The 11,963-nt window shown below is 38.2% G+C and carries 11 protein-coding genes and 1 riboswitch; of the genes, 5 read left to right on the forward strand and 6 right to left on the reverse strand.

Annotated features, from left to right (window positions below; genetic code table 11):
- Positions 1–302: 302 nt before the first annotated feature.
- Both BTO23_RS03495 and vexH read left to right on the forward strand, forming a co-directional pair.
- Complete coding sequence (locus BTO23_RS03495) at positions 303–1,370, forward strand: efflux RND transporter periplasmic adaptor subunit (RefSeq protein WP_105062955.1); 1,068 nt, start codon at positions 303–305, stop codon at positions 1,368–1,370.
- Between the two features lie 2 nt (positions 1,371–1,372).
- A complete protein-coding gene (vexH, locus tag BTO23_RS03500; RefSeq protein WP_060991297.1) occupies positions 1,373–4,483 on the forward strand; it encodes a vibriobactin export RND transporter permease subunit VexH in 3,111 nt (1,036 codons plus the stop codon).
- Between the two features lie 106 nt (positions 4,484–4,589).
- Here the strand turns inward: vexH and queC are convergent, their stop codons facing one another.
- Positions 4,590–5,273, reverse strand: coding sequence for a 7-cyano-7-deazaguanine synthase QueC (queC, locus tag BTO23_RS03505; protein ID WP_060991296.1), 684 nt, complete (start codon positions 5,271–5,273; stop codon positions 4,590–4,592).
- 147 nt (positions 5,274–5,420) lie between these two features.
- Positions 5,421–6,485 (reverse strand): PLP-dependent cysteine synthase family protein, encoded by a 1,065-nt coding sequence (locus BTO23_RS03510; RefSeq protein ID WP_060991295.1) that lies wholly within the window; start codon positions 6,483–6,485, stop codon positions 5,421–5,423.
- A gap of 137 nt (positions 6,486–6,622) precedes the next feature.
- On the opposite strand from BTO23_RS03510, the gene BTO23_RS03515 reads away from it, so the two are divergent.
- The gene (locus BTO23_RS03515) at positions 6,623–7,090 is read left to right on the forward strand and encodes an Lrp/AsnC family transcriptional regulator (protein ID WP_060991294.1); all 468 of its coding nucleotides are present in this window, start codon (positions 6,623–6,625) and stop codon (positions 7,088–7,090) included.
- A 50-nt stretch (positions 7,091–7,140) separates the two neighbouring features.
- Here BTO23_RS03515 and tesB read toward each other — a convergent pair whose 3' ends face one another.
- The gene (gene tesB / locus BTO23_RS03520) at positions 7,141–8,004 is read right to left on the reverse strand and encodes an acyl-CoA thioesterase II (RefSeq protein WP_060991293.1); all 864 of its coding nucleotides are present in this window, start codon (positions 8,002–8,004) and stop codon (positions 7,141–7,143) included.
- A gap of 232 nt (positions 8,005–8,236) precedes the next feature.
- Here tesB and BTO23_RS03525 point away from each other — a divergent pair, with 232 nt between their 5' ends.
- Positions 8,237–8,740 carry a YbaY family lipoprotein gene (locus BTO23_RS03525; protein ID WP_060991292.1) on the forward strand — a complete coding sequence of 168 codons (504 nt, stop codon included), beginning with the start codon at positions 8,237–8,239 and terminating at the stop codon, positions 8,738–8,740.
- Between the two features lie 35 nt (positions 8,741–8,775).
- On the opposite strand, the gene BTO23_RS03530 is transcribed toward BTO23_RS03525, so the two are convergent.
- Positions 8,776–9,078: an MGMT family protein gene (locus BTO23_RS03530; RefSeq protein ID WP_060991291.1), complete on the reverse strand. Its 303-nt coding sequence runs from the start codon at positions 9,076–9,078 to the stop codon at positions 8,776–8,778.
- Positions 9,079–9,191: 113 nt separating this feature from the next.
- On the opposite strand from BTO23_RS03530, the gene BTO23_RS03535 reads away from it, so the two are divergent.
- Positions 9,192–9,932 carry a VP0952 family biofilm-associated protein gene (locus BTO23_RS03535; protein WP_060991290.1) on the forward strand — a complete coding sequence of 247 codons (741 nt, stop codon included), beginning with the start codon at positions 9,192–9,194 and terminating at the stop codon, positions 9,930–9,932.
- Positions 9,933–10,003: 71 nt separating this feature from the next.
- On the opposite strand, the gene BTO23_RS03540 is transcribed toward BTO23_RS03535, so the two are convergent.
- A complete protein-coding gene (locus tag BTO23_RS03540; protein WP_060991289.1) occupies positions 10,004–10,591 on the reverse strand; it encodes a TfoX/Sxy family DNA transformation protein in 588 nt (195 codons plus the stop codon).
- A 127-nt stretch (positions 10,592–10,718) separates the two neighbouring features.
- Positions 10,719–10,801, reverse strand: a riboswitch (cyclic di-GMP riboswitch).
- Positions 10,802–10,954: 153 nt separating this feature from the next.
- Positions 10,955–11,962: an HTH-type transcriptional repressor PurR gene (gene purR, locus BTO23_RS03545; RefSeq protein WP_060991288.1), complete on the reverse strand. Its 1,008-nt coding sequence runs from the start codon at positions 11,960–11,962 to the stop codon at positions 10,955–10,957.
- Position 11,963 lies beyond the last annotated feature (1 nt).

Consider the following 11,963-nt stretch of genomic DNA (forward strand, 5'->3'; position numbering starts at 1 on the left):
AGAGATTTTTATACTTAGCTAGAGTTTTCCCAACGACCTTGCCAAGTGCGGAGCGAATAATAGCAAACTTCGTTTACCTGTAAAGTACTTTTCTTTGTTTTTTGGTTTAAATGATTGGTTTTTCGTCAAAAAGGAGTAAAAATCACCGTTTTTGAACAAATTAATTTAAAATGAGTCATACAGAAGTAATTGTTTTTACAGTTTATTGCGTCATCTTTACATTCATTGACGAACAAAAGTACTTTCACTTGGTAAACTATAGTCAGTAAGTAATTTTAATAATTCAAATAATAAGTATCAATATGAATCAAACTAAGTCTATTGCTCTTTCGGTTTTACTGGCATGCACTTTATCAACACCTTCTTATGCTAAGAAACCAAGAGGAAATCAAGTGGTTGCTGTTGTGGCTGAAGAAGTTGCAACGCATGAGATCTCTCAGTCTTTATCCCTTATTGGTAAGCTAGAGGCAGCAGAGTCTGTCATTATATCTCCGGAGGTTTCTGGAAAAATTGACCGTATTGCTATAAAAGCGAATCAAGAGGTAAAGAAGGGCCAGCTCTTAATTCAATTAAATGATGATAAGGCCAGTGCAGCCATAAAAGAAGCACGTGCGTATTTAAATGATGAAAAACGCAAGCTAAAAGAATTTCAACGTTTAGCAAAAAAGAACGCGATTACTCAAACTGAAATTGATGGTCAAAAAGCAAGTGTGGATATTGCAGAAGCACGCTTAGAGGCAGCCAATGCAAATTTAGCTGATCTTCATATTTCAGCGCCTTTTGCTGGTACGGTTGGCTTTATCGATTTTAGTCGTGGAAAAATGGTTAGTGTAGGAACGGAGCTACTGACATTAGATAATCTATCTATAATGCAGTTAGATTTACAAATCCCTGAGCGTTATCTATCTATGTTATCGACAGGAATGACCGTCGAGGCGACAAGCCAAGCGTGGGGTGCAACGGTATTCTCAGGTGAAGTGGTTGGTGTTGATTCCCGTATTAACGCCGAAACGTTGAATTTACGTATTCGTATTGAATTTCCAAATAAAGATCTAAAGATGAAGCCTGGTATGTTGATGGCGGCAACGTTAGATTTTCCTGCGATTAATGCTCCAATCATTCCAGTTCAAGCATTAGAGTATTCTGGTACTAAACGTTATGTTTATGTCATTGGCGAAGATAATAAAGTTACGAGAACAGAAGTAACTCTTGGTGCTCGTGTAGAAAACCGTGTTGTCATTAATACGGGCTTGTCTATTGGTCAAGATATCGTTGTTCAAGGATTAGTGAATATGCGTGATGGCGTGGTTGTAAAACAGCTTGAGCAGGAGTCAATATCTACGGCTCAACCTGTTGCAGAAGGACAATAATCATGTGGTTGTCTGATGTATCAGTAAAAAGGCCAGTCGTTGCCATTGTTTTAAGTTTGTTGTTGTGTGTGTTTGGTGCAGTTTCATTTAGTAAACTTGCTGTACGTGAAATGCCTGATATTGAAAGCCCAGTAGTATCAATCAGTACTCGTTATGAAGGTGCATCGGCGACGATTATTGAAAGCCAAATAACGACAGTATTGGAAGACCAACTGTCTGGTATTAGTGGTATTGATGAGATTGAATCAACCACGCGTAACAGTATGTCTCGTATTACGATTACCTTTGATTTGGGTTACGACTTAAATACAGGGGTCAGTGATGTTCGTGATGCCGTTGCTCGTGCTCAACGAAGTCTCCCTGATGAAGCTGATGATCCGATCGTTTTTAAGAATAATGGGTCTGGTGAAGCGTCGCTATACATTAACTTAAGTTCAAGTGTAATGGATCGTACAGAACTAACTGATTACACCGAGCGTGTCTTGGTTGACCGATTTAGTTTGATTACCGGTGTAAGCTCGGTTGATATTTCGGGTGGTCTTTACAAAGTTATGTACGTGAAACTGAAACCAGACCTCATGGCGGGTCGCGGTGTTACAGCATCTGATATTACCGCCGCGCTGCGTTCTGAAAATATAGAAAGCCCGGGTGGTGAGGTGCGTAATGACGCTATCGTTATGTCAGTTCGAACCGAGCGTCTCTACAACCAAGCAGAAGACTTTAATTATCTTGTTGTCAAAACCGCCAGCGATGGAACATCAATTTATCTAAAAGATGTCGCTGATGTGTTCATTGGTGCTGAAAACGAAAATTCGACCTTTAAAAGTGATGGTGTTGTTAATGTAAGTATGGGCATTGTTCCACAATCTGATGCTAACCCATTAGATGTTGCGAATTTAGTTCATGAAGAAGTAGAGAAGATTCAACAGTTTCTACCTGAAGGTACTCGTTTAGCGATTGATTATGATTCTACCGTTTTTATTGATCGTTCAATTTCAGAAGTTTACAGCACACTCTTTATTACCGGTGGTTTGGTTATTTTGGTGTTGTATATCTTTATTGGCCAAGCTCGTGCAACATTAATTCCTGCCGTTACGGTTCCTGTCTCTTTGATTTCCTCTTTCATGGCGGCGTACTACTTTGGATTCTCGATAAACCTTATTACCTTGATGGCATTGATCTTGTCGATTGGTTTAGTGGTTGATGATGCCATTGTGGTGGTTGAAAATATTTTCCATCACTTAGAAAAAGGAGAGTCACCGCTTTTAGCTGCCTATAAAGGTACAAGAGAAGTGGGCTTTGCTGTAATAGCAACGACCTTAGTTCTGGTAATGGTATTTTTACCAATCTCATTTATGGATGGTATGGTAGGTCTGTTATTTACTGAATTTTCTGTCTTGCTTGCGATGTCAGTCTTGTTCTCTTCTTTGATTGCATTGACGTTGACGCCTGTATTAGGCAGTAAGATTTTAAAAGCCAATGTAAAACCAAATCGCTTTAATTTGTTTGTAGATAAACTATTTGCAAGTCTTGAGCGTGGTTACCGTAAATCGGTATCTAAAGCGGTGGCATGGCGTTTATTAGCTCCTGTGATTATCTTAGCGTGTATTGGCGGTAGTTACGGTTTAATGCAGCAAGTTCCATCACAATTAACACCTCAAGAAGACCGTGGCGTACTGTTTGCGTTTGTTCGTGGTGCAGATGCAACCAGTTACAACCGAATGAGTGCGAACATGGATATTGTTGAAGAGCGATTAATGCCTCTTCTTGGTAAAGGGTTCTTAAAATCATTCAGCATTCAATCTCCAGCTTTTGGCGGTAATGCAGGGGACCAAACGGGTTTTGTTATTATGATCTTAGAAGATTGGGCTGATAGAGAACTAACAGCACAAGAAGGTCTTAATATGATACGTAAGACCTTGGCGGATATCCCCGATGCTCGAGTTTTCCCTATGATGCCCGGTTTCCGAGGTGGGTCGAGTGAACCAGTACAATTTGTTCTAGGCGGATCTGATTATAAAGAGCTTCAAAAGTGGGGTGAACTATTAAAAGCAGATGCTAATAATAGCCCATTAATGGAAGGGGCGGATATTAATTATTCAGAGAAAACACCTGAGTTAGTTGTTTCTGTTGATCGTAATCGTGCGGCAGAGTTGGGTATTAAAATTTCTGATATTTCTGATACGCTTGAAATTATGCTTGGTGGTAAAAGCGAGACAACGTATGTCGATCGTGGTGAAGAGTATGACGTGTATTTGCGTGGTGATGAAAATAGCTTTAATAATGCAGCTGATTTAAGTCAGATTTACATGAGAACTGCGACAGGTGATCTCGTTACTTTAGATACGGTAACTAAAATCAACGAAGTTGCGTCAGCGATTCGTTTGTCACACACCAATAAACAAAAATCGATCACGTTAACTGCAAATTTAAAAGAGGGTGCGACGTTAGGAGATGCATTGGATTATCTTGATGCCAAGGCAATTGAAATCCTCCCAAGTGATATATCAGTTGCTTATACTGGTGAATCAAAAGACTTTAAAGAAAACCAATCAAGTATTTTAGTGGTATTTGGTTTAGCGTTACTGGTTGCCTATCTTGTATTAGCGGCTCAATTTGAAAGCTTTATCAATCCTATGGTTGTGATGTTTACCGTACCAATGGGTGTATTTGGTGGATTTCTTGGTTTAGTGATTATGGGGCAGGGTCTAAATATTTACAGCCAGATTGGTATGATCATGTTAATTGGTATGGTTACTAAGAATGGGATCTTGATTGTTGAGTTCGCTAATCAATTACGTGATAAAGGGGTTGAGTTAGAGCAAGCGATTGTAGATGCATCAGCTCGTCGTTTACGTCCTATCTTAATGACGGCATTTACGACATTAGCGGGTGCTATTCCGTTGATTATGTCGACAGGTGCTGGTTATGAAAGCCGAGTGGCAGTAGGTACAGTGATTTTCTTTGGTATGGCATTTGCGACGTTAGTAACGCTATTTGTTATACCTGCAATGTATCGATTGATTTCTGGTAGTACGCATTCACCGGGCTATGTCGAAGAGCTTCTGAATAAAGAATTAGATCATGATATTAAAGGTCGTGTTTCGCATTAAGTTTGTATCTTAACTAAAAGAAAAGCGCCTATCTTAATTATTGAAGATGGGCGCTTTTTAATTTTTAACTTAAACGAAATTAACCTTAAAATAAGGTAAGTTTGTTTTAAATCTTAGAGATTAAATCAACCATTACAGCGTCTTTATTGTCTAAGTAGTCGTCTAAACCATTCTTACGCAAGTCACATGATGGACAATCACCACAGCCATCGCCAATAACGCCGTTATAACACGTTAATGTTTGATTACGTACATAATCTAATTTGCCATACTTATCAGCTAGCGCCCACGTTTCAGCTTTGTTTAGCCACATTAATGGGGTATCAATACGAAGTTTACGATCCATACCTAATACAAGAGATTGGTTGATCGATTTTACGAACTCATCACGACAATCAGGGTAGCCAGAGAAATCTGTCTCACAAACGCCAGTAATTACTGACTCTGCACCTAATTGGTAAGCGTAAATACCTGCTAGAGTTAAGAAAAGAATATTACGGCCAGGAACAAAAGAGTTAGGAAGGCCATTTTCTTGAAGTTCATGAGAAACTGGAATGTTGTCGCGAGTTAATGAGCTGACAGCCAGTTCATTCAAAAGACCTACATCCATTACTTTGTGAGAGGCCGCGCCTAGTTCAAGAGCGACTTTTTTAGCAACTTCAATTTCTTGATTATGGCGCTGGCCGTAATCAAAAGTAATGCAATGAACATGGTCATATTGAGTCAAAGCTTGAATTAAACAGGTCGTGGAGTCTTGGCCGCCACTAAATACAACAATTGCAGTAGACATAAGGTAATGAATCTCAGTAGGATTATTTATTCGCTATTGTAATAAAAAAGCCACCGATGATCGATGGCTTTATAATGTAACCTATTCGTATTGTTTTTTATAATACGTAGGTTTTAGTCCTAGTGAGACGTTATTATTCGATTCTGTTTATAATTGACCTGTTTTTTCAAACTTAGCCAGTTGAGCTAGAGCTGGGGTTAAATCTCCGATGTTGCTGGCAACCCATTCATCGTCATAATAAGTATCAAGGTATCTTTCCCCACTATCACATAATAATGTAACAATAGACCCTTTCTCTCCTTGTTGTTGCATTTCACAAGCGAGTTGCAGTGCTCCGAATAAATTGGTTCCTGTTGAGGCGCCTGCTTTTCTACCAAGTATGCTTTCTAACCAACGAGCCGTTGCAACACTGGCAATATCAGAAATAGTGCGCATTTCATCGATAACTCCGGGAATGAAGCTTGGCTCTACGCGAGGACGACCAATACCTTCGATTCTGCTTCCACACTCTAAGGTAAGCTCTTTATTTCCGGTTTTGAAATAGTCATGAAATACTGAATTTTCAGGGTCAACAACACATAATTTTGTATCGTATTTTTGGTAGCGAATAAATCGACCAATGGTAGCTGATGTGCCGCCTGTCCCCGGACTCATTACTATCCATGTTGGTTCAGGGTTATCTTCTAATTGCATTTGATTAAAAATACTGTCTGCAATATTGTTATTTCCACGCCAATCTGTTGCTCGCTCTGCATACGTAAATTGATCCATATAGTGACCATTTAACTCTTCCGCAAGTCGACGAGATTCAGCATAAATTTCATCTGAACGTTCTACAAAATGAGCTTTTCCCCCATAAAAATTGATCATCTCAATTTTTTTACTCGCGGTTTTACGAGGAACGACAGCAATAAACGGCAAGCCAAGTAAACGTGCAAAATAGGCTTCGGATACTGCAGTACTACCAGAGGATGATTCAATGATTGGTGTATTTGGACCTATCCATCCATTTGAAATAGCATAAAGGAAAAGTGAACGAGCCAATCGGTGTTTAAGAGATCCCGTTGGGTGAGTACTTTCATCTTTTAAATATACGTCGATACCATCAAGCATTGGCAAATCAAGTTTAATAAGGTGTGTGTCTGCAGAACGTTGGTAATCTGCTTCAATTTTACGAATCGCGTTATTAATCCAGTTATGATCTGTACACATAATTACTTTCCTTAAATTCGGTCAATGTAAATAGTAGTAGCGATGTGAATAATTTACCGTTATCTAATGAGAAAAACTTTGCTATATTTACTGTGTATTCGCATTTAAAGAGAATATTTTTCTATTTTGAGGTTTTTATGGGAAAGCATGAACTAGATAAGGTGGATAAAACTTTACTTTTGTTATTACAAAAAGATTGTACTATTTCACTTCAAGAGTTGGCTGAGGCAGTTAACTTAACGACAACACCGTGTTGGAAGCGATTAAAACGCTTAGAAGAAGAAGGGGTGATTGAAAAGAAAGTCGCTTTACTTAACCCTGAAAAGCTAGGACTCAGCTTTAATGCGTTTGTATTGATCAAAACATCGAATCATTCACAAGAATGGTATAACCGATTTGTTGATACGGTCTCTGATTTTCCTGAAGTTATGGAGTTTTACAGAATGGCCGGAGAATATGATTACATGATGAAAGTGCTTGCAGAAGATATGAAATCGTTTGATGGGTTTTACAAAAAACTAGTAAATAGCATTGATGGAATATCTAATGTAACCAGTACTTTTGCTATGGAGCCATTAAAGTACACGACGGAATTGCCTCTATAGCTTAATATCAACAATGCAGGCCACTATTTTAGGCCTGCATTGTTTGTCATTTATTTATTTTTCATTCTCATTACGCCTTCTTGTATTGCAGAAGCAACGAGTTCACCTTTTTGATTAAATACTTCACCACGGACCAAACCGCGTGAGCCACTCGCATTGGTACTTTCAATAGAGTAAAGCAACCACTCATCCATTTTGAATGGGCGGTGGAACCACATTGAGTGATCAATTGTCGCTACTTGGAAATTAGGCGTTAATAAGCTGACTTCATGTGGGTGAAGTGCTGTTGGTAAAAAACCCCAATCAGAAGCGTATGCTAATAGATATTGATGAATTAGCTGATCATCAGGTAAATCCCCATTTGCTCTTATCCATAAATGTTGTGTTGGTGCCGCTTTTTTAGGAGCAAGTGGGTTAACTATATTTACAGGACGAACTTCAATTGGTTTCTCACCACAGAAAATCTTTTGAACCGCTGGTGGCAAAACATGTTTAATCGCTTCTGCAAGTTGTGTTTCTGAAGCAAAGTTTTCTGGCCCAGCAATATCAGGCATTGCTGATTGATGTTCAAATCCGGGCTCATCACCATGGTACGAAGCCGTTAAATAGAAAATAGGGCGCCCATTTTGAATCGCTTTTACGCGACGAGTACTAAAACTTCTGCCATCACGGAGATTTTCAACGTCATAAATGATGGCTTTTTCAGGATCGCCTGGATATAAAAAGTAGCTATGAAAAGAGTGTACTGTTCTTGCGTTATCAACGGTATAACGAGCGGCTGAGAGTGCTTGTCCAATAACTTGACCGCCATAAACTTGGGGTAATCCTAAATTCTCACTTTGCCCTCTGAATAAGCCTTGCTCTAATTGTTCGAGCTGTAAAAGGGTTAATAATTCGTTTAATGGTTTATTCATTTTTGTGCCTTAAATGCTTATGACGTTATTACTCTATTGTGAGGTAGATTCAGGTTGAGTTCAATAAGTTAAACAGGATGTTAATTGGGTCAAAATAACATCAGGACCGTGTGATTTTACTGTGATTGAGTTAGTTTTCTGTCAAAGATGAAGTCGATAACAAGACAGCTCAATATATTAGGTTTATATTTATGGCGTTTTTATCAGAATATATAAATAAAGAGAGAATAAAATGAAAAAATCATTATTAGTGGCGTTATCTGTGGCTACAGGGATCACAATGGTTGGCTGCAATTCAACGGATAAAGCTGAAAAAGAAACAGTAAAACAAGAAGTAGTTGTACAAGAAGATGTAGCTCAAAGTGATGCTGCAAATACAGAAGTTATTGAAGTTGCTGAAACGCAAGTAGTGACGGGCAGTGTTGGCTACCGTGAGCGTATCGCTCTACCTGCAAACGCAGTTATTACTGTAACGTTATCAGATGTTTCTTTGGCTGATGCTCCATCAAAAACAATTACAGAAGAAACATTTGAAGCGGGTGAAAAATCATCGCCATTTGATTATTCTTTAACGTTTAATACGGCAGATATTCAACCAAATCATACATATGCAGTTCGTGCAACAATTAAGATTGATGGTAAATTACGTTTCACTACCGATACAAGCTACACAGTGATCACTGATCAAGAAAAAACAATGCAACAAGATTTATTACTTAAGGGTGTTCGTCAATAAGATTGATGAACCTTGTATAAAAAAGTAGTTGTGCTTTAAGGCATAACTACTTTTTTAAAATGTAAAATTTTCCCATCTTCACGAATGATAATACCTTCCTCCTCGAGTTTTCCTTTTTGTACTTTAAATTGCTCACCCTGCAATGAAATCTTTCCTTGAGAATTAACCACTCGATACCAAGGCAATTTACTGTCTTTGGGTAATTTCGCCAATGTCTTTCCTACATGGCGAGAATGGTTAGGAAACCCGGCTAATTTTGCAAGTTGCCCATAAGTAATAACGCGTCCTTTTGGAACATAGTGTAAATTTGTATAGATGCTCTGTATAAATTCATTCATTGAATTAACGGCCTTATTTTAGAAAAGAGAGATTGGTCAGTGATAAAGCAAGTTATTGCCGCTAAACTGAAATAGTAACAAAGTAAACAACTCTGTACCAAGGAGGGAAGGTGATGTTATTAGCTGTGTTATCGATTTTATTAAGTTTTGTTCTTGTTGTTGTTGGTGTATTGGCATTTGGTGTTAGTGATGGCCAATTACCTTTATTGGCTTTGGCTATCCCTATGCTTTGGCTTGTTCCTCAAGGTGGTGTGGCTACTTGGGTGTTACTGGTGGGAATGTCATTGTTTGGCTTAACGTTAGATTCTTCTCAACCGTTGTCGCTTTCTATTGCTGTTTGGACTCTATTTCCATTATTAATGGTTATATTTTCTCGACGTAAAAGTATTCATTTAGTGGTTTTTATTGTTTCTGTTGTTATAGCGATGGAAGCTGGAATAATGGCATTACAATATGAAGGAAAACTAGCAGGGAGTGCATATTCGACATTGGTTCAAATTATTAGTGTTGTACTTGTGTGGGTGGCAGTTAGGAGTTGGAAACCTGTAAATAGTAACGCATGGTGGCCATTAGTTTTAGTGATACCTCTATGGATTGGAGGCTTACAACATGCCGCGCTTGTTGCATTATCTATTACTGGTCTTATCGTATGTTTACAAAGTGTAGGGCGTTCAAAATATAAAGACTGGCTCCCGATGATGTCTTGGCTTTTACCTGTGATAGGATTTAGTACATTAATCATATCACCAAAATTTGAAGTACCAACGTCTATTATGGTCTCTTGGCTAATGATCTTATTAATTGGTTGGGTAACCGACTTTATGATGCAAGTAGATGATGAGCCTGTTGATTAGCAGAAGGAAGTAACGCCTTAATCTTATGCTTTAATGCACATAAGATTAAGACGTATAGATTAACACTTAGTTTATAATTGTTTTCTTAATTCACTACGTGTTTCTGCAGATACAACAGACCAATGTGTTCCTTTGATTGCTCCTTCAAGCGACCAAAGCAATTCATCACTTACACTACTTGAGTGCGTTTGTTGAATCGCTTTATAAGCATTGACTGCACCAGTGGTTCGCAACTCTTCAACAGTATTGATGCCTGCTTTTTTAAGCATTCTTTCCGTTGCTAATCTTAGATTTGGTAAATCTTTGATACGAGAAGGTCCCGCTGTTTGTTGTTTCTTTTTATCTTTTTTAGCGACATCCAAAGCAATAACGGCTTGAATTAAGATTGAGTCAGGCTCTTCCCAACATTCAGCTGAAATTGCAAAGTATTTAGTTACAACAGGAAAACCTCGTTTTTTATAAACGTAAGGTTCAAACCCTTGCTCTTTAAATAAATTGATAGTCTCATCACTAGCTCTCAAATGAAGTTTATCTTGAACAACAAGAGCGAACATAGTGCTATCAATAAAAATGCCAAAACCACCAAACATTGAACGTGAAGTGATCTTACCTAAAGATGAAAGTAAACGAAGTGATTCTTTTAGTACTGGTTTATCCATTGCAATAATTCTCGGTTAGTAAGTCTATGTCACTAAACAACTGAGCCCGAGGAAATGGTAGCAAGTTCAAAGTAAGGTATTGTTATTTTAAAGTAAAAATTAACAATACTGTGAGAGAATACTTACTGTCGGCAACCCCGCTACCTTATATAAATACGTAGGCCGGAAGCTTTGCGTCCTGCACTTTCGTACAGTTTGCCCTGTTCGTGACCTTGCTGATGATATAGCAATCAATAGCAAGAGTTGTTGCACAATTGATCATAGTGTGATGTTGCTTCAAAAAATGATCATTTATTTTTGTTAAGTTGGTTCAAGTTTTACATGTAAATTGAACCAACTCGTATTTTAATTAGTGAATAAAGGCTATTTGGCTCTATTTGATACGCTGCTGCGCGAAACAACTTCAGGCTGCATTTCAAAAATACGGCGTTCATGGTGTTTATCTTTAATTCGCTCTAATAAAATTTCTACCGCTGTTTTACCAACACGTCGTTTAGGTTGGTGAATCGTTGTCAGCGGTGGAGAGAAATACGCAGACAATTCAATATTGTCGTAGCCTATTACTGAGATATCTTCAGGTACTTTTAAGCCAGCTTGTTGAATTTTACTTATTGCTGCCAATGCCATGATATCGTTAAAACAAAATAGCGCTGTTGGGCGTTCTTTCATCGCTAACACTTTATCTACGGCTTTTGATGCTGAAGCACACTCGAAGTCACCTTCTAAAATCCATTCAGGTTTAGATGTTAAGTTTGATTCAGCTAAAGCACGCTCAAATCCACGAACACGTTCTTTACAAGTTAATTTATCTAATTGACCTGTAATGCAAGCAATTTTGTCATGGCCATTTTCAATTAAGTGTTTTGTTGCGAGGTAACCGCCTTTTTCTGAGTTATCAATGATTTTATCTGTTCGCGGGCTATCTGGGCCCCAGTCCATAATAACCATCGGTAACTCTGTATTTTTTTCAAGCAATGCTAATAATTGTTCATTAAGGTCTGAACACATCACTAATAGGCCATCAACACGCTTTTCTGAAAGCATACGAAGATAATGTTTTTGCTTATCTAGATCACCTTCAGTATTACACATAAATAAAGTGTAACCTTGCTTGTAACAATAGTTTTCAACACCATGCATAACCTCTGCAAAAAATGGGTTGAAAGATTGTGTTACTAACATGCCAATCGTGCGTGTTGTATTACATTTTAAACTACGAGCAACGGCACTAGGTGCATAGTTCAGCTCCTCAACAGCTTCCCATACACGTTTTTGGGTTGCTTCTGCAACAAAACGAGTTTTATTAATTACATGAGAAACGGTGGTGGTAGAAACAGCAGCAAGTTTTGCAACGTCTTTAATAGTAGCCATA

It is taken from the genome of Aliivibrio sifiae (genome assembly GCF_002954715.1).
Taxonomy (GTDB): domain Bacteria; phylum Pseudomonadota; class Gammaproteobacteria; order Enterobacterales; family Vibrionaceae; genus Aliivibrio; species Aliivibrio sifiae.

Coding starts and splice junctions, on each gene's coding strand:
- queC (WP_060991296.1), bottom strand. CDS start 5,273: ATGTCTACTGCAATTGTTGTATTTAGTGGCGGCCAAGACTCCACGACC.
- BTO23_RS03510 (WP_060991295.1), bottom strand. CDS start 6,485: ATGTGTACAGATCATAACTGGATTAATAACGCGATTCGTAAAATTGAA.
- BTO23_RS03535 (WP_060991290.1), top strand. CDS start 9,192: ATGTTATTAGCTGTGTTATCGATTTTATTAAGTTTTGTTCTTGTTGTT.
- BTO23_RS03530 (WP_060991291.1), bottom strand. CDS start 9,078: ATGAATGAATTTATACAGAGCATCTATACAAATTTACACTATGTTCCA.
- BTO23_RS03525 (WP_060991292.1), top strand. CDS start 8,237: ATGAAAAAATCATTATTAGTGGCGTTATCTGTGGCTACAGGGATCACA.
- vexH (WP_060991297.1), top strand. CDS start 1,373: ATGTGGTTGTCTGATGTATCAGTAAAAAGGCCAGTCGTTGCCATTGTT.
- BTO23_RS03540 (WP_060991289.1), bottom strand. CDS start 10,591: ATGGATAAACCAGTACTAAAAGAATCACTTCGTTTACTTTCATCTTTA.
- tesB (WP_060991293.1), bottom strand. CDS start 8,004: ATGAATAAACCATTAAACGAATTATTAACCCTTTTACAGCTCGAACAA.
- BTO23_RS03515 (WP_060991294.1), top strand. CDS start 6,623: ATGGGAAAGCATGAACTAGATAAGGTGGATAAAACTTTACTTTTGTTA.
- BTO23_RS03495 (WP_105062955.1), top strand. CDS start 303: ATGAATCAAACTAAGTCTATTGCTCTTTCGGTTTTACTGGCATGCACT.
- purR (WP_060991288.1), bottom strand. CDS start 11,962: ATGGCTACTATTAAAGACGTTGCAAAACTTGCTGCTGTTTCTACCACC.